This window comes from Pedobacter sp. CFBP9032 (assembly GCF_034045265.1).
GTDB lineage: Bacteria > Bacteroidota > Bacteroidia > Sphingobacteriales > Sphingobacteriaceae > Pedobacter.
Map to the genome: position 1 here is coordinate 21,261 of NZ_JAXCWE010000008.1, position 18,622 is coordinate 39,882.

An 18,622-nucleotide genomic window follows, 5' to 3' on the forward strand; every position below is an offset into this window, starting at 1 on the left:
CTCACTGACTATTCTAAATTCGACTTCAAATAACGCTGCGTTATTTGAAGTCGATTCAGCAAAATTTTTTGAATGACGGTGAAAATTAGCCTTCATGGTCAAAAACTAGTAACCTCATTAATTTCGTTGACGGCTACGGAATTAGTGGTTCTATCAAACCAATTTTAAATTGATCCCCATACAAAAAATGAAGAGAATTATATTTAAGTTTTGGCTAATAAACATTTTAATCAGTATCGCTTTATTCGTTACTTATAGAATAGTAATTGCAGAAACAGATCACGCTGATGGGAATTTTCTTAAATGGATTTTACAAATTTTAGATATCATATTAAACTTAGCTTATTCAGTTGTATATCTCATTGTAATGGCTTTTTGTTCGTTTGCCATTTTTCTAAATCTAATAGATAAAATTAGAAATAATCTTTACCTATCATTCTTAACATTTCTTGGAATACCATTATTTTGTGTTGCCTTTATAATTATTGCCATATTAGTTGACAGTCTTTTATACCAGGTTACTGCGTTCAGAAATCTTTTAATTTTTTCAACAATTTATCTCTTCTTTGCAACGTTTGAATTCTTAGTATTCAGAAAAAGAATGAAAAAATTCCAAACTGCATGAATTAAAACTGCAACTCACAAAGATTTTCCTTCAGGCGGGCTGATTGCTAAATTCAACCTATTTTTTCAGTTGAACTTTATTTTCAAACCAGATTTAATTATTGTTTGGCAACAAAAAATTCCTATAATTGTTATAGACGAGAACTATGAGCAAAGTATTTACAATCACCGAAGGACTGGAGAATTTAGGAGCGCTGCGAACGGGTGGACAGGGATCCGTATATAAAGGGAGGCGCATGGGTGCAATCTACTCCGCAGTAAAATTAATTCCTACACCAATCCACACCGAGGACCGTAACGATAAAAATTATCGCAATTTTGAAAACGAAGTATCGAAACTGTTAAGGGTAAATGAAAACCCTAGTCCGAATGTTGTAAAAATGCTCAGTTTCGGCATCACAGAAAGCGGATCCTTCCCATTTATAGAAATGGAATATATAGATGGGCCCGACCTTTGTGAGTTGCTTCAGCCCCCACATCAAAAGATATTTACGCTAAACGAAATCATAAAAGTTGCACAACAACTTGCTGCAGCGCTCGAACACTGTCACCAACTTGGTGTAAAACATGGCGATGTAAAGAGCAATAACGTTAAATACAACGTGCATACAGCCAACTATGTACTACTTGATTTTGGATTGGCCATCATGAGTGAGGAGCAACGGAGAAGTAGCATCAGGCATGCAGGTGCGGTGGAGTTTATGGCACCTGAACAAAATGAAGGCAAAATGCTTTTGCAAACCGATGTTTACAGTTATGGCATCATCTTATACGAATTACTTGGCGGTGAAGTTCCCTTTCCCCTATCGGGAAATAGCGATACCGGACGTAATTCGGTAATGATTGCGCACATGGAAAACGATGTACCAAATGTAGTTGATCTGCGCAAAACAAACTTACCCCCGAACTGGACTGATGAACAGAAAACCCGGGAAATGCAGGTTCCCGATTGGCTTTTAAAGCTTATTGATAAATGCCTGCAGAAGGATCCTATGCTTAGATACAGCGATGGGATGGTTTTGCATGAGGCGGTGGTTAGTGGAAGCTTATCAGGCATTACATTTCCGATGGACAATACCGCTATGGATCTGCTCAAGGCGGAGAACGATGCGCTCCGTAAACAGGTACTAGCGTTAGAAAACGTAGAACAGGCCCCAGATAGAAAAGGCATACTGCTGCCTCCTGTTGTATTCGCTTTTTTGATCCTATCCATTATCGGATTGGTGGCTTATCTGGGCTATTCTAAATTTAGCAATAAACCACAGGCACAACAAGTTACAGTTCCCATTGATTCGGTACCCGCTGCTGTAGATACCTCAGCACTTGACAGAAAAAGATTAGCGAATGAGCGCAGGGCGGCTGAAGCAGCGGCAACAAAGCGGGCTGTGGATAGCGCTATCAATGCGGAAATTAAAAAAGCGAGAGATAAAGCCACCGATAGCACGCAAGATCCTACGCCTGATACTTCGAATAACCCTGTACAGTTTTAATAAAAAGACGATCCCCTTAACCGCCACACAGGCACTGTAACTTATGGAAACAAAATCAAATTTCTGGCAGCGTATCGGTATTCAGGACTGGTTTCTAACCGATGAAACCAAGAGCAGTAAGCAAAAGGCAACACAACTTACCCCTGAAACCATCTATAGCTTTATCATTGATAAATTTAAAGCGTCTATCCAGGAATTATCATTTGCAGATCGCATCGTTTTTTATCATGAATTTATTATCACTTTTAACCCAGAAGACTACCGCGCTTTTGTAGACAATAAGCAAGGGATTTTTGGTTTAATCGTACAGGAAACAGTTAAAAAATTCTACGAAATTTTACGCGAATACCGGCAAGCGGGCAAAACAGTAGAACCATCAGGCTCTAAATGGGTATTCCGACTGGTATCGCATCCGGATTATGCCAGGGGCGATAAGGGATTTATCGGAAAACTGTTGCCGGGTAATAATCAAAAATCAGAAAACCTCCGTGTAACATTCATTCCCCGTCAAACAGGTATTGCGCAGACATTCGATATCAACAACGATATTTTGAAAGGTTTTACCTATTACAGCGAAGGTTATATGGAAATCCCCTATGAAACTCAATTGGAATATGTAGATGGCAATACTGCTCCATCCGCGAACCAGGACATTATCGCCCGGTTGGAAGCCATCATACCCGACAAGCAATTTTCGGGCAAAAAAATTGAGTTCCTGATTAAAACAGAAGACACTATTGTTTCGGGAAACGAAGACGAACGCGAAGATTCCAATATTTTCAAGATTGCATCAGAATGGACCAACTCACCACATTTACACATCCGCTATAACAAAACAGACGGTAATTTCTATTTAGCATCTTTCGGCGAACTCACTACCTTAAACGAGGTCTTGGTTGAGCGTAGTGAAATGAATTCACCACAATGGGTTTCTTTGCCTCTAAATTCGAGGATGCTGCTGAATGGTATCATTGGCTTAAACCTTTTTAAATCATAGCTCATGTCGCAACTTCTCTCCATCATATTGTTATCGCTAGTTGTTGCGCTGATGATCGTTCATTTTAAAGACATTAAAAATTCCAGCGATAAAAATGGATAAACACTTTTTTGGCGTCACAGACACCGGCAAATCCAGAGATAATAATGAGGACAGCTTCATTATTAAGTCCCTTACCAACGATCAGTTGATTTTGGCAGCTGTGATAGATGGTGTAGGTGGCTATCATGGCGGCGAAGTAGCCGCAGCTATTGCCACGGAGCAGATCTCGATGCAATTTGCAGATCGTCCGGCTGATCCAATTTCGCAAATGATCAGGGCATTCGAGCATACAAATGAAATGATCGTTGCCAAAAAGCGAACAGAAACAGATCTTTCTGAAATGGCTTGCGTAGCCACTATGGTATTCGCGGATATCGAGAATAACCAGTTTTATTACGCTCATGTTGGCGATACCAGATTATACCTGCTACGGGATGGATCATTGATTAAAATCTCCAAAGACCATTCATTTGTAGGCTTTCTGGAAGATTCGGGAAGATTGGATGAGGCCGCAGCCATGCAACATCCAAAACGCAATGAAATTAATAAGGCAATTGGTTTTAGTGATCAGATTGCGACCGATGACAGCTATATTGAAACTGGTCAATCTCCTTTCCTACCTGGCGACTTGCTGTTATTATGTAGTGACGGGTTAACTGATATGGTCAACAGGCAAGACATTACCAGTCTGCTTCTTGAAGGAGGTACACTCGCAAAAAAAGCAGGTAATCTCATCGCTCTTGCTAACGAAAACGGAGGCCGTGATAACATTACCGTGGTGCTGTTACAGAATAATAAAGAACCTCAACGGGTACAATCCACCAGACCTAACGTTGCGCAACAAACCCAGGTACCTGCAGAAATAGAAAAAAAGGCAGCCATACAGCAACCTGAAGAGCTAAAACCAGCTTCGGCTACACCGCCTAAAAGAAATTACTGGTTTAAGGCGTTGGTTATTTTATGCCTCATCCTTCTTGGCGCTACTGTATTTATGTACTTGCAAAACCAGCATACAGCAGCCCCTGTTTCACCTCTGGGTTCGTCAGCAAAACGAACCGTTAGAAATAGCCAGGAGCAGTTACTACAAGATGCATTTGATCATGCTGTAGGTGATACTATAATCCTATCCGACTCGATTTTTAAAAGTCCGGTCTTAATCAGCGATACTTTACGCCTGCGAAGAGATACCCTATACGTTTTAGCAAAAGGCATTGTGCTGCAAGCAGATAGCGGATACAAAGGTGCAGCCATAACCATGCAATCTCAATCCAGGCTTATGATGTTAGACAGCCTGCAATTTAAAGGCTTCGCGACTGCTATTGCAATTTCGAACCAGGCATTGCTACTCAAAAATGTCACTTTCACCAATTGTTTACTTCCTGTAAAAAACAGCATCCACTTCCCTGATCAGCAACTGGTAAATGCCGAATTGATGAAACTTGGACCCTTTAAAAAAAACACCTCTAAAACCAGAGATTTAAAACATGGAGCAGAATAAAGGGGCCGTCAAAGTGAGCCGGACTCATGAACGTATCTTCATACTGACCATAGGAATCGTTCTCGCGCTGTTCTTCTACCAGTTATATTCGATCATTCAGCCTAGATTTGAAGAAGTTTTGCCGCGCTTAAAAGCCGGCACCATGGTCAACCTTAACGCGGCAAAACCTGCCGAAAATATCAGGAATCTGCTTAAAAAAGGTTACTATTTTGAGGATCATCGGGACATTGATCTCATTGAAAAAACCATTGCAAATGCAACGCCAGATGCTCGACAACTAGACAATATTGGCGAAGTTAATAAACGCAGGTACTTTTTAATGGCAGATGATGCCTTTAAAAAAGGAGGTAAATCATTTAAGGCAAGGGTATTGGCATCCCGTGCATTACTTGGTTATACGGGTGATGATTCGCAAAGATTCGCACAGGAGCAGAACAAACCTCGGCCCTACCCATCCGAGGTGGGTCTCAATATGGGTGAGCATGATATTAGTGGGAAGATTACAGAAAACGAAAAGGCTGTACCAGGTGTACTTGTCCGTTTGGAAATGATTTTACCTCAAGATAGTATCTACAACGACGAACCTACTGAAACCATCAGAAACATAACTGAAAAGGAAAATGGCATTACAAAGGTCTTTACTTTGGATACTGCGGGTAAACGGAAATTGCAGCAGCTTACCGCCTATACCCGTACTGGTTCTGACGGAGCGTTCACTTTTGCTAAGTTGCCCGACAACCAGGCATTCAAGGTATTGCCATTAAAGCCCGGTTGTCAGTTCGGTGCTTCAAAGGGGGTACAGAACCTTAACGATAACACCGTTTTTAATTTTGAGCAGCGCCCTCATACGATAAAGCTTTTTTCTACCAGGGATTTCAATATCCTCAAAAAGGAAAAATCACTGATTATCAGAACACCCGAAGAATTCAACAAGTGGTTTTGGATCGTCTGCGGAAGCCTGATTGGTGGTTTTTTTCTTATCCACCTCATTCTGTCATGGAAATTCAGCACTGCCGATCAGGTCATCTTGCCTGTAGTGATGCTGCTCACTGGCATTTCTTTCCTAACGCTACTGAGTTTGCAAGATCCGCTACGCGACCGTTTTTTAGCGAAGGATTCACTTCTGTACCTGCTCATGGGTTTTGGTGGCATCGTGTTAATGTTATGCGTCAAACTGCGCCGTTTCAATACTGATACCCTGGTTTATCGCCTGCTCCTATTTAAAAACACCCGCTCAGCTGCAAATGGCTGGCCCTGGGCCTTAGCCGCTATTGGATTACTGGCACTCACCATCCTATTCGGAACCGGGCCAGAAGGAAGTGGTGTAAAGGTAAACCTGTTCGGATTTCAACCCAGTGAAGTGGTGAAGTATCTGATTATTTTTTTTCTTGCAGGATTTTTTGCCGTAAACGAAAAACTGATTAGTGAATATACGAGCTGGAACAAAAGATGGTCATTTTTCTCTTTTGCCTTATTGGCAATATTATTGACCCTGATGTTATTTCTGATATTAGGAGATCTTGGTCCGGCGATGGTGGTTTGTTTCACCTTTATTATTTTATTCTCTTTCTCCCGGGGCGATTTCATGTTCATGGCAGGCGCTATTGTATTATATGTAATGGCATCATGGATTTTTGAAAACATATGGATTTCCACCGGGATAACGTTGCTTTTGGTGGGTACGCTGATGTTTTTCAGGCGAAGGCAACTCAGTGAGTCTGCGATCATGGTCCTGGTGATTATGTCGGCCTTTTTAACGATCGATCAAATTCCATATCTCGACCGCGTCTTCCCTGGACCGGTACAACGCCTGGGGGATCGGAAAGCCATCTGGCAGGATGCCTGGAATAATGAAGTTTACGGCGGCGACCAGGTGGCCAATGGTTTATGGGCGATGTCTACAGGTGGTACAACAGGTCAGGGGGTTGGAGAAGGTTTTGCCAAAACCATTCCTGAAGCACATACCGATATGATTTTACCTTCGATAGGCGAAGAATTTGGATTAACGGGAATATTAAGCATCTTCCTGCTGTTCCTTTTATACCTGCACCGCTCAATTATTATCGGCAGACGAACTGGCTCACCCTTACTTTTCTATTTAAGTGCAGGCATAGGCGTATCCACGTTTGTGCAGTTTCTGCTCATCGCAGGTGGTTCTACCGGAGCTTTACCGCTATCAGGGGTATCCCTACCCTTTCAAAGTTATGGTGGATCATCACTGGTGCTCAATTTTTTAGCTGCCGGATTTTTAATGTCGGCATCTGCAGTACGCGGTACGGAAGTACAGCTGCAATACCTGGCCAAACAGCAGGACAAAAACCTCGTACCAGCCTTGATGGCTGCCTGTTTGGGCATCATCTTATTAGGTGTTAATGTAACAGGCTACGTGCTGAATAACCGGAAATGGGTTGTGCAGCCAGCCTTGGTAGCCGACCGCAGCGGTATGAGGATGTTCAGTTATAATCCACGCATCGCCATATTGATGAGCCGGTTAAAAGCTGGCACTATACATGACCGCAAAGGGATTTTAATGGCAACCAGCAATGTCGATAGTGTGAAGGCTCAACACTTTAAGCTCATTGGCGCAGGTATCCCCCATTACAATCTAGATTCTGCGGTACACCAGCGCTTAGACCGGTATTACCCTTTCGAAGAACAACTGTTTTTTTGGACAGGCGATGCAAATTCGGGTGTATTTAACGGAAGTGTAAACGGTTATTTTGCAGATTATGAACATGCGGCCGAACTCCGCGGCTTTAAATTGCCCGTAAAGAGTTTTACTGTACTTGCAAACCGATACAGCGAAAACCGTTTCCTGGCGCGGGGAGTTAAGGAAATGACGGTCGTGAAAAAAGATTACGCTGCACTTTCTCCTTTACTGCTTGCCGGTATCAGCAGTAAAGAGGTGGAAGACTTTAAAAATAAGAACCGCGATGTACAGTTAACGCTGGATGCCGGACTGCAGACCAAGATACAAAAGTCGATTGCCCGGGATACATCATTAGCAGATAACCGCGTTTCTGTAGTGATCATGGAAGCAAGTTCTGGTGATGTCCTTACTTCAGCCGTATATCCCCTGCCGCCCATTCATGATTGGGAACGGTTAACCATGACCAATGCAGAACAGAACCAGCTTTCGGGGTGGGTTACCACCGCTGATCTTGGCTTTACCAATTTTACCCAGCCGGGCTCAACCGCTAAGCTGATTACGGCCATGGCATCGTTTAATAGACTGGGCATGGCTGCTGCCAGTAAAAAATACCAGGTAGCTCCCCGGGAGCGTATCCGTACCAAAGGCATTGAACCAGATGAAACGGGATGGATCGATCTCGAACGGGCGGTGGTAAAATCTAACAATGTCTATTTTATCAAACTTGCAAACCAGGAACAGCTGCAGGAAAACATGGGCGACCTGTACCTAAAAACAGGCATGTTTTTACATGGAGCAGGAGGATACTATTACAATAAGCCGAGCGAAAACGGTGCACAGGAAGAAAAATGGAAACAACTTTGGCGAAGAACGGAGTTCAATACCAAACCAAAATATGATCCGAACAACATCAGAAAGACGAGGGCGAAGGGGATTTCAGGCATGTCTTGGGGCCAGGGAGCGCTCATTGCAACTCCAGCGGCAGTGGCGAGAATGGCTGCTGGGATTGCAAACAATGGAAATATGATTGCAAACAGGTTTGTGCTTAAAGTAAGCGATCAGCCGCAGGCAATAAAAACTGGTACAAAATTGGTAAACAATCCAGAGTATGCCAGGCTGATGCAGGAGTACATGATTAAACAGAGCAGGCCAAAGACAGAAACGCTTGGCCTGGCGGTTGCCGGCAAAACAGGAACGCCAGAACGGATTTGGAAGAAACAACAGGTTAATGATGGCTGGTATGTATTTTTTGCACCAACGGCAAAGGGTAATGGCCATATTGTAGTCTGTATACGTATCGAAGCTACCAAAGGGTCATCAGACGCAGTACGATTGGCCGGCAAACATGTAATCCCGCTTTTAAAGGAGGGCGGTTACATCAAAAGCATTGTTCCATCAACTAAAACTGACAGCCGTTTACCGGACCTTGATCAAACAGATGAAACATTTTAATTTAACTTAAACAGGGAAATCATAAATTTAATAGCTATACTATCATGGAGAACAGACTGGAGACGATGAATTCAGTAATCCAAATAATACGGCATTAAATCACCAACATTATATAGAGATGAAAATGATATTCGACTTATTCAAAAGCAAAAGTGGGGAACATCCTGATGATGTGAAGGGAATCAGACACGCATTACTACAATTTGTGAAGCAAGAGTTACAAAAAGCGGAAGGCGGTGAAGGAGCAAACATCAAAGGTTTGGGTATTTATATCAACTGTACCGCAGCAGAACGTCATGTGTATGAAGCCGCCGTATTTACCGAAGATCCTGATCAACTAAAAAATGAGATACAACGCATCAGCGATGATTATTCTTTGGATCTACCTGCAAGCTGGGTCCTTACAATTTCTTTTGAAGAAGCTTTTCCTGACGACGCGGTGAAAATGCAGCAGCTTCCGGTAGCACTTTTTGTCAAAACGAAAACCCATTTTGTAAAACAGCAGTCTAAGGCCTATCTTAAAGCACTTAGCGGGAAGACATTGCAACCAAACTATGAAATCAGTTCTGAGGGTGGAAAATACAATATCGGCAGAGACGAAAAGGCACAATCTGACGAAGGTTATTTCCGCACCAACCACATTGCATTTCCATCAGACAGTGACGATGAACGAAACAAATACATCAGCAGACAGCATGCGCATATTGAATGGGATAAGAATCTCGCCAAATTTGTAATCTTCGCAGATGAAGGCGGTATCCCTCCACGCAATAAGGTCAAGTTGCGTGCTGCGCAGACCGAACAGACAGTAAAACTCCATGCCACACATATTGGACAGGAATTAGAAGAAGGAGATCAGATTATTTTAGGTGAATCGGTCGTGTTGGAGTTTAGTTTTAATCCGCTAAACCAGGAGTAAGATTTTTACCAACACTGAAGAATTACGAAATCCAGGTGCATTAAAAACCGGTGGGTAGGGATTTGTTTACAACCCCTCGCCTTAAGGTGGGTATGATCAGGAAAATTTATCCAAGCTTCGAAAAAGACTTGTTTGAGCCGGGCTGCTGCCTGCACTTTACTTATCGCCTTTCTGGTTTACCTTTAGCTGCGATTCATAATAGTATTGCCCCAGTTTGGCCAACAACGCCTTACCAATCACTTTTAAATTAACAACATTTTTACGATCTACAGGCAACAAAATAAGGAACATCGCTGAAGTCAAAGTTGGCCTTAATCACAATTTAAGACCAGGATCGAAGCGTTTTATAGGCTGAATTTGAGCTTGGCCGCTCGTGTAGTACATTCATAGATGAGAATGTGTTTCCAGCTTCTTTTAACTTACTTCAACATATCCCTTAACCAAGTATTAATATTCTCTTGACATTGAAAATTTACCTTTGCCGGTAAGATGTCAGAAATCATTGAAGAGATTAAATGCGGTAATGAAGTTGCCTTTGAAAATGTCTTCAGACTTTGGCATAAGAAGGTTAATGGATATTTTATTTCCAAAACTGCCAGTGCTGATTTGGCCGATGAACTCACACAGGTTGTGTTTATCAAACTTTGGCGTTTCAGGGGATCACTATCTGGAGATCACCATCTGGAACATCAACTGTTTCGAATGGCCAAGTCCGTTTTGCTTGATTATTTCAGAACTGAAAGTACAGCAAAGCGTCATCTATCACTTTACAGCGATGAGTTACAGGGCATTCATACAGGGGAAAACCAGTTTGAGATCCGCCAGCAGCTTTATGCTGTACTGAATACCTTACCTCCCGTGCGAAAAAATGTTTTTATTCTGAGCAAACTTCATGGGTATTCTTATAAAGAAATAGCCGAACAACTGTCAATTTCTCCCAGAACGGTAGAAAATCATGTTTCATTAGCGACCAAACAGCTGGCCAAATATTCTACCGTAGTTTTGCTGTGTGCATTGGCTACACTAAAATAAATTTTTCTTGCATTAGGGGATTGCGATACTCACAATCGTATAAAGAGTATGAATGTCTCAAAAGATCTACTGGATAAATACTTCAAAGGGCTTTGCACGGTGGAGGAATATCTGGAAGTTAGAAAATACCTGAATGCCAATCAGGAAATTCCCGACGAACTGCTTCCGGAACAGGAATGGGCGGATGTTCAGGATGCACCACTTTCAGCAGAAAAAAGTGAACAAATGTTTGCATCCGTAAAGAAGCACACCATTCATAAAACCCACAGCATTTTAGTGCTCAAAAAGCTTGCCGTTGCAGCGGGTATTATATTGGTTTGTACTTTTGGCATACTCTGTTATTATAATACCCCTGATTACAAAAGATCAGCATCTGTTGCTGTTAAAAAACAAGAGACAGCCGTTCCGTTAGACAACGAAACTGTAACCAATTACTCCAGCAATGTAAAGCGTTTTACCTTACCAGATGGTTCTCTTGTAAAATTAAAACCTGGCGCAAAACTAGAATATCAGAAACCTTTTATAAAGAAAGAACGAAGGGTTTCGCTTCAGGGAGAAGCCTACTTCCTGGTTTCAAAAGACCATCTTCATCCATTTACAGTTGATGCCGGTGGTATTTTGACTACTGCATTGGGAACATCATTTACCATTACCGCAAAACAGGGCAGTCATTCTTTTAAAGTGGTATTGCATACCGGAAAAATTTTGGTTAAACCCGCAGAGAAATGGCCAAAAGCAAAAGCTTTCCAGGAGATTTTGCTGGCAGGCAGCCAGTTGGTTTATCATCAACATTCAGCAAAGTTACAGGTGAGTAATACGCAAGAAAGGAAACGAGTGGCAGCTGCCGTTCCACAACAACTGGTATTTAATCAAACACCGCTGCAAGAAGTGTTGGCTCAAATAGAAATATCCTTTGGCATCAAAATAAAATATGAGCCAGCAGATGTAAAAGATCTGGCGTTTACCGGAACCGTAGATCCTAAAAAAGACATTGGCCGGGTACTGGCTGATATTGCCGATCTCAATCAATTAAAATTATCCAGGGTAGCTGATGGTTATCAAATAAGCAACTAATATACTATAAACCAATACATATTAAGCTCGGAAATTACCGGGGATGGGCATGCCATACCCTTTTCAATAGCAAAAATTAATTAGCATATGAATAAACATTTCTTCAAACAAATACTCGCCTGTGCGGTGCTACTTTTACTGGCCGGAAGCCTCAGGGCTCAAAATGCTGAGATGGCGGGCATGGTTAAAGACGAAAAAGGTTCGCCATTAGCTGGTGTATCCATTGCGCTTTCCAATGAACTGACCCGGCAAACGCAATCAACGCTTACCACGAGCGATGGAAAATTTAAGTTACCGCAACTGCTTTCCCAAACACCATATAACCTAAGCATATCCTTTGTTGGCTACCAGACCAAACGGCTTTCAAAACTGATTTTAAAACCTTCGCAACATTCCACACTAATTATTGAGCTGTTGCCCGTTGCTACGGAAAGCCTGGATGAAGTGATGGTGATTGGCTATGGCACCCAAAGCAAAACGAGCATCACCGGTGCAGTTGGCAAGGTCAGTTTCAGCCAGATCAAAGATCAGCCTGTTACCAATTTCGACCAGGCCATCATTGGAAAAATAGCAGGCGTTCAGGTATTGCAAAGTTCAGGCGAACCCGGAAGAGGTTCTACCTTCAGAATACGTGGAACCGGATCAATTACTGCCGGAAACGGACCTTTAGTTGTGGTAGACGGATATCCACTTGATTCGCAGGGCCAGGCAAATGAGTTTATAAACACCAATGATATTGCGTCTATTGAAGTGCTTAAAGATGCCTCTTCCGCTGCAATCTACGGATCGCGTGGAGCCAATGGCGTTATCCTGATCACCACAAAAAAAGGCCAGGTGGGAAAGTTGCAAGTAACGTATGCTGCCAATACCGGGATACAGCAGGTTTCTAAAAAGCTCAATATGCTCGATGCTTATCAATACGCGCAGCTGGCTAAGGATGCGCACGATAACGCCTGGGTTGATTTTAAGGCAGGAAATAGTGCGGCTACGCCGGATGCCGAACGTGGAACGGTTGAAAATGCAGGCTTTTACTGGAATCAAACCCCGGTTGATTTATATCCATACCTAAACGGACAAGCAGGGCTCACCAATACCGACTGGCAGGATGAGATCTTCCGGTCTGCAGTATTAAACAACCAATCGCTAAGCTTTTCTTCAGGAAACGATAAATATAAGTACTTCACTGCCCTGAATTATACTGATCAGCAGGGCGTAGTGATCAATTCAGGCTATCAGCGATATGGAATAAGAATGAACCTGGATGCCACGGAAAACAAATTTGGCTTTGGCGTAAGCCTGGCTCCATCTTATGCGGTAGAGAAGCGGGTTAATGACGAAGGCCCCTATACCGATCAGTCGGTTATCGGCTCAGCCCTTCAGATGTCGCCTACCTGGCCTGTCTATAATCAAGATGGGTCTTATAATTTTCATGGCAATGGTAAATGGCGGATTGGTAAAGATTACCAGCACAATGCGGTACTGAATCCCGTTGCCCTTGCCAATCTGATAGACAACAAGGTATATCACACCAATTTGCTGGGCAGGGTTTACCTTAACTATGAATTGCTGAAAGGCTTGAAATACGAGATAGCACTTGGTGCAACACTTAATGAGTACCGGAATAAAACCTACAGACCATCAACTCTTCCTAACCTGGGTGAGGCCTTTTATACCGACCCCTCAAATCCTGTGGCGACCAACAGTCAAACATCTGTGTATAACTGGCTACTGGAGCAGACCCTCAATTATAACAAAAGTTTTGGCGATCATCATTTAAAAATATTAGGCGGCTTTACGGCTCAGAAAAACCGCTCGGAGCAGAATGGCGTAACCGCAACCAATTTTCCTGATGACCTCATCCGCACCATCAATGCAGGCCAGGTGGTATCTGGCACGGCAAGTATTCAGGAATGGTCGCTCCTATCGGCCCTTTCCCGACTGCAATATGATTTTAAGGGTAAATATCTCTTCTCGGCTGCGATAAGGACTGATGGTTCCTCCCGTTTTGGTAAAAACAACAAATGGGGTTATTTCCCGTCGGTTTCTGCCGGATGGCGGCTTTCCTCTGAGGAATTCATGAATAACATCTCTGCCATCAGTAACCTGAAGATCAGGGCTAGTTATGGCATTACAGGTAATTTCCAGATTGGAAATTATGACCATATAGCCAGGATTGGCATCAGCAATTATATCCTGGGGCCTGCAAGCGGTCAGCTTACCAATGGGTCGGCTCCGGCAAACCTATCTAATGCCGATCTGGGATGGGAAAGATCAAAGATGTTTGATTTGGGAATCGATTTGGGTTTATTCCAGCAACGCCTGAACCTGGAAATTGATATTTATGATAAAACCACGAGTGATTTGCTGCTTAACTTGCCTGTTCCCTATTCTTCTGGTTTCCGAATGGCCAGACAAAATGTAGGTAAGGTGAATAACAAGGGAATTGAGGCCACACTCTCTATGCAAAATGAGTTTGGGAAATTTAAATGGGGTATCAGCGCGAATATTTCTGCCAACAAAAACAGGGTTAAAGAGTTGGGGCCGGGCAATGCACCCATCATTGCTACTAACGGTACAGCCAATACTTTCTTTATCACAGCTGTTGGCCAGCCTATTGGCGCCTATTATTTTTTAAAGGCTAACGGAGTTTACCAAAACCAGGCCGACCTGAATGCCAATCCCCATTTTGCAAATGCCTATCCAGGCGACATTAAATTCACCGATGTTGATGGAGATGGTGTACTTGATGTAAATAAGGACCGTACCGTTGTGGGCAATTTTTTCCCTGATTATACCTTTGGTATCACCAATAATCTTTCCTATAGTGGTTTTGATCTGGCTTTCAGCCTTCAGGGTGCACAAGGTTTTGAAATTGTGAATCTCCAGAACAGGTATATCAACAGCATGGAGGGTAACTTTAACAATACCACCGACGCCCTGAATCGCTGGCAATCTGAATCAGCGCCAGGAACCGGAGCGGTTAACCGTGCGAACAGAAAGGCTAAAGGTAATAATGGCCGGACCTCTTCCCGGCAGGTAGAAGATGGCTCGTACGTAAGGTTACAAAATGTAACATTGGGCTATAGCTTAAGCAGCATGTTACTGAAACGACTAACGATTAGTAGCGCCAGAATATTTATAACCGCACAAAACCTGCATACCTGGACTTCTTACACTGGCTATAATCCCGAAGTAAACCTGTATGCTGGTGATGCACTCACGCCTGGTATTGATTACGGCACCTACCCGCTTAACAAAACGATTTCAGTTGGCTTAAACCTTACTTTTTAACCATGAAAAATTTTCTATCCATCATTTTATTATCGCTGTTACTTACCAGTTGTAAAAAGGGATTTCTGACGCTGAGTCCCGAATCTGAAGCAAATGCTGAAAACTACTATAAAACTTCCAGAGATTTCAATACAGCATTAATTGGTGCTTACGCGAGGTTTACGGATTATCCTACGATGTATTTCGAAATGAGCAGCTACCGTTCGGATGAATTATCACTTGGTGCACCAACAGCGGGTACGCAGGATCGGTATAACATCGATAAATTTACAGATGACCCCTCTAATCAGATTTTGCTGAACGTATGGGGCAACCTGTATAACGGAATTAGCCGCTGCAATGAAATCATTGCCCGGCTGCCAAATGCCAGTCTTGCAGATGCCGAGCGAAGACAGCTGGAAGCTGAAGCCAGATTTATCAGGGCCTACCATTATTATCATCTGGTTAAATTTTGGGGCAATGTTCCCTTAATCACCCAGCCGGTCAGTCCATCAGAATCATTAAAGGCAGGGAGCGTGCCGGCCGGACAAATTTTAAGCACAATGGCAGACGACTTGCGTTTTGCCAGGGAAAATTTACCCGAACGTTTTACCAGTCAGGCAGATTTAGGTAGGGCAACATCCGGAGCGGCCACCGTTTTACTGGCGAAAGTGCTCATGGAGCAAAAAAACTATGCAGAAGTACAACGCTTATTAAAACCGCTACTCACGGGCAGGTATAAACTTCTCACAGATATTGCTGAGGTTTTCAAGGTGACCAATAAGAATAATGAAGAGGTAATTTTTTCGATCCGCTATAACAAAGAGATACCTGGAGCTGGCCACGGCTTATGGCTGAGCACAACGTCTGCAAAATCTTCGCTGGTTCCACCGAAGCTATTGGCAGCCTATGGCGCCAATGATCGTAGAAGAGACCTTTTGTTATACAGCCGTTCGGGCAGCAGTAACAACTTCGTGCCCAATAAGTTCATGGACGTGATCTCCGCCACGACCCAGAATGCCGAAAACGACTGGATTCTGCTACGCTTTTCGGAAGTATTGCTGATGTATGCGGAAGCCGGAAACGAATTGGCTTATGCTGCATCGGGCGATGCCTTTGATTGCCTGAATAAGGTACGCCAACGTTCGGCTGTAGCCGACCCGAATTTCACATCAGCACGCCTACCCAATCAGGCAGCCTTCCGCGATGCGGTTCAGCAAGAGTACAAGCTGGAATTGGCCTATGAAGGTCAGCGGTGGTTAATACTAACCAGAACCGGAAAGGCTGCTTCAGCTATCCGGCAGGAGGAAAATATTAATCTGCCCACATTCAGAGCATTATTCCCTATTCCGCAAACAGAAATTGAGAAAATAGGCAATCCTTCCATTATGCCCCAAAACCCTGGATATTAAGCTGTATACAAATGAAAATACCACAACCACTTACGATACTTTTAATACTGATCATCGCAGGCATCACCTTTCCGGGATTTGCTCAAAGGCGAGCGGCTCAAGATCTTGACCAGCTTTTTGAAGGCAAGGCCGTATTTGCTGCTGCCCACCGGGGCGACTGGAGAAATGCACCTGAAAACTCCTTGCAGGGACTTAAGAATTGTATCGCCTGGGGCATTGATATTGTGGAAATAGACCTGAAGAAAACCAGCGACGGACAATTGGTTATTATGCATGACCAAACAATTAACCGAACCACGAATGGAAAGGGGAAAGTTGCAGATTATACGCTGAAACAACTTCAAAAATTCTGGCTGATCAATGGAACAGGCCATATCACTACACACCGTATTCCTACGTTTGAGGAATACTTATCCATTGCTAAGGGAAACATTATTATCTGTGTAGATAAGGGCTTCGAATATGTGGATCAGACGCTGGCGATGATCCGGCAACAAAATATGCAGGGGCAGATCATTTACGATATCCCACCCATCACACAAGACAGCCTGAGCCAGCGATATCCGGCATTTCACCTGGACAATATTGCCCTTAATATCCTGGTAGATATTCGCAAAGCAGATGTTAAGGAGGTGATTACCTCCTACAGGTACCGGAAGCATACGCTCATCCACCCTACCTTTTCTTCGGATACGGCAGACTTTGTAAAGTGGATGCCAGCAATCAGGAAAATGGGACTAAGCATCTGGCTTAATGCCCTCTGGCCGGAACATAACGGCGGACATGACGACGATCTGGCTGTAGAACAATCCAAGCCCGATCAGGCTTGGGGATGGCTTATTTCCAAAGGTGCTAATGTGATCCAAACTGACCGGCCAAAAGAGCTGCTTCTTTATTTAAAATCTGTTAAGCACCATCCTTAATAGTATCAAGTATCCTTATAAAACAGCAGCTCAAATTAAATCAATAGTTATCATGAAGCGTATAAAAATGAAACCTCCCTAAGTCGCCCACCGAAGAACAGATCAATACCATATCGGTTAATGATCGCAGCAACTACTTTGAAATAAACAACAAAAAACATGATCATGAACATCAAAAAAATTAGTTTATCATTATTTCTGGTCTTTACGGCCAACTTTTTACAGGCGCAACTCTTAAACACCGACAAGGTTATCAACACTTTAAAATCTGGCAGAAAAAATGACCTGGTTGCCGTATGTGCACACAGGGGTTACTGGCGTGAAAATGGCGTTCCTGAAAACTCATTAATGGCCATTAAACGTGCTGCAGACATGAGAATTGAAATGGTAGAGATTGATATCAAATTAGATAAGGGCGGTGAGCCTGTACTGATGCACGACTGGAACCTGGGCAGAACAACAGAGTTGGGAATGGGCAGAAATGATCTGGTAAGCAGTTGGTATAGCAACGCGTTGAAAACCCTTCGCTTAAAGGATAAAAACGGCAGGTTAACAAACGAGCATTTACCGACATTCAGAGAGGTGCTCTCCTTCATCCGCGACCATCGGATTGCTATTGTACTCGCTTTAGACATCAAGGATAAGAATGCGGCAAGAGCATGCTGGAACATCATGAACGAAGGTGAAGGCTGGAAAAACGCCTGGGGAACACCGAGCCGGAAATGGACCATTTTTAAGCTGAATGCATCAGTTTACACTGGCCCTGGTGATTTGGAAGGAAGCCTAGGTTTGAGGGGCGGAAATTATAGTGACTTTAGATTCGTGCCCGTTTTCACCACCAATATGGTTGATAAGTTTAACTGTCTGGCGCAGTATAACGCCTATAAGAATAAGCCCTATTTTATAGGTGTCGAAATTAACATTAAACAAAGAGATGGCATTCATCAGGATATCATGGACCAGGCATGGAGAGATGGAAAGACAGTTTGCTGTTTTAATGCCATACCTGATGCGGGTGGCGATAACTTCAATTTTGCCAACGGCACTTGCTGCTATACGCTAAAGACGCTATATTTTAAATCTAACTCAGGCAAGGTAGACACCGATGATAAGCGTGGAAGCTGGCAATGGCTCACCTCTATGGGCGTACATTGGATTACGACAGATGAGCCGGTAAACCTGATTAATGACTGGCTGAATAAGGGATTTAGAAACACCGCTTATTATCATTAATTATTC

General features: G+C 43.2%; 11 protein-coding genes. All 11 read left to right on the top strand.

Annotation, left to right across the window (positions count from 1 at the left end):
• The first annotated feature begins 770 nt into the window (after positions 1-770).
• The 11 genes from SOM16_RS15240 to SOM16_RS15290 all read left to right on the top strand — a co-directional run bounded on the left by SOM16_RS15240 (position 771) and on the right by SOM16_RS15290 (position 18,616).
• On the top strand, positions 771-2,114 hold the full coding sequence (locus tag SOM16_RS15240) for a serine/threonine protein kinase (protein ID WP_320464857.1): 1,344 nt from the start codon (positions 771-773) through the stop codon (positions 2,112-2,114).
• Positions 2,115-2,157: 43 nt separating this feature from the next.
• Positions 2,158-3,111 carry a hypothetical protein gene (locus SOM16_RS15245; RefSeq protein WP_320464858.1) on the top strand — a complete coding sequence of 318 codons (954 nt, stop codon included), beginning with the start codon at positions 2,158-2,160 and terminating at the stop codon, positions 3,109-3,111.
• 94 nt (positions 3,112-3,205) lie between these two features.
• On the top strand, positions 3,206-4,651 hold the full coding sequence (locus tag SOM16_RS15250) for a protein phosphatase 2C domain-containing protein (RefSeq protein WP_320464859.1): 1,446 nt from the start codon (positions 3,206-3,208) through the stop codon (positions 4,649-4,651).
• Complete coding sequence (locus SOM16_RS15255) at positions 4,638-8,753, top strand: FtsW/RodA/SpoVE family cell cycle protein (protein WP_320464860.1); 4,116 nt, start codon at positions 4,638-4,640, stop codon at positions 8,751-8,753. The genes SOM16_RS15250 and SOM16_RS15255 overlap by 14 nt, the downstream gene beginning before the upstream one ends.
• Positions 8,754-8,871: 118 nt before the next feature.
• On the top strand, positions 8,872-9,672 hold the full coding sequence (locus tag SOM16_RS15260; protein WP_320464861.1) for an FHA domain-containing protein: 801 nt from the start codon (positions 8,872-8,874) through the stop codon (positions 9,670-9,672).
• Positions 9,673-10,161: 489 nt separating this feature from the next.
• Positions 10,162-10,704: an RNA polymerase sigma factor gene (locus SOM16_RS15265; protein ID WP_320464862.1), complete on the top strand. Its 543-nt coding sequence runs from the start codon at positions 10,162-10,164 to the stop codon at positions 10,702-10,704.
• A 48-nt stretch (positions 10,705-10,752) separates the two neighbouring features.
• Entirely contained in the window at positions 10,753-11,778 is a 1,026-nt protein-coding gene (locus tag SOM16_RS15270) for a FecR family protein (RefSeq protein ID WP_320464863.1), read from the top strand.
• An 87-nt stretch (positions 11,779-11,865) separates the two neighbouring features.
• Complete coding sequence (locus SOM16_RS15275) at positions 11,866-15,069, top strand: TonB-dependent receptor (protein ID WP_320464864.1); 3,204 nt, start codon at positions 11,866-11,868, stop codon at positions 15,067-15,069.
• 2 nt (positions 15,070-15,071) lie between these two features.
• Entirely contained in the window at positions 15,072-16,460 is a 1,389-nt protein-coding gene (locus tag SOM16_RS15280; protein ID WP_320464865.1) for a RagB/SusD family nutrient uptake outer membrane protein, read from the top strand.
• Positions 16,461-16,471: 11 nt separating this feature from the next.
• Positions 16,472-17,383 (top strand): glycerophosphodiester phosphodiesterase family protein, encoded by a 912-nt coding sequence (locus tag SOM16_RS15285; RefSeq protein WP_320464866.1) that lies wholly within the window; start codon positions 16,472-16,474, stop codon positions 17,381-17,383.
• A gap of 165 nt (positions 17,384-17,548) precedes the next feature.
• Positions 17,549-18,616, top strand: a complete 1,068-nt coding sequence (locus tag SOM16_RS15290; protein ID WP_320464867.1) for a glycerophosphodiester phosphodiesterase family protein — start codon at positions 17,549-17,551, stop codon at positions 18,614-18,616.
• Positions 18,617-18,622: the final 6 nt, after the last annotated feature.

What these genes read in the sequence shown, in the direction of transcription:
- SOM16_RS15240 (WP_320464857.1), top strand. Translation starts at nt 771, where the DNA reads ATGAGCAAAGTATTTACAATCACCGAAGGACTGGAGAATTTAGGAGCG.
- SOM16_RS15245 (WP_320464858.1), top strand. Translation starts at nt 2,158, where the DNA reads ATGGAAACAAAATCAAATTTCTGGCAGCGTATCGGTATTCAGGACTGG.
- SOM16_RS15250 (WP_320464859.1), top strand. Translation starts at nt 3,206, where the DNA reads ATGGATAAACACTTTTTTGGCGTCACAGACACCGGCAAATCCAGAGAT.
- SOM16_RS15255 (WP_320464860.1), top strand. Translation starts at nt 4,638, where the DNA reads ATGGAGCAGAATAAAGGGGCCGTCAAAGTGAGCCGGACTCATGAACGT.
- SOM16_RS15260 (WP_320464861.1), top strand. Translation starts at nt 8,872, where the DNA reads ATGAAAATGATATTCGACTTATTCAAAAGCAAAAGTGGGGAACATCCT.
- SOM16_RS15265 (WP_320464862.1), top strand. Translation starts at nt 10,162, where the DNA reads ATGTCAGAAATCATTGAAGAGATTAAATGCGGTAATGAAGTTGCCTTT.
- SOM16_RS15270 (WP_320464863.1), top strand. Translation starts at nt 10,753, where the DNA reads ATGAATGTCTCAAAAGATCTACTGGATAAATACTTCAAAGGGCTTTGC.
- SOM16_RS15275 (WP_320464864.1), top strand. Translation starts at nt 11,866, where the DNA reads ATGAATAAACATTTCTTCAAACAAATACTCGCCTGTGCGGTGCTACTT.
- SOM16_RS15280 (WP_320464865.1), top strand. Translation starts at nt 15,072, where the DNA reads ATGAAAAATTTTCTATCCATCATTTTATTATCGCTGTTACTTACCAGT.
- SOM16_RS15285 (WP_320464866.1), top strand. Translation starts at nt 16,472, where the DNA reads ATGAAAATACCACAACCACTTACGATACTTTTAATACTGATCATCGCA.
- SOM16_RS15290 (WP_320464867.1), top strand. Translation starts at nt 17,549, where the DNA reads ATGAACATCAAAAAAATTAGTTTATCATTATTTCTGGTCTTTACGGCC.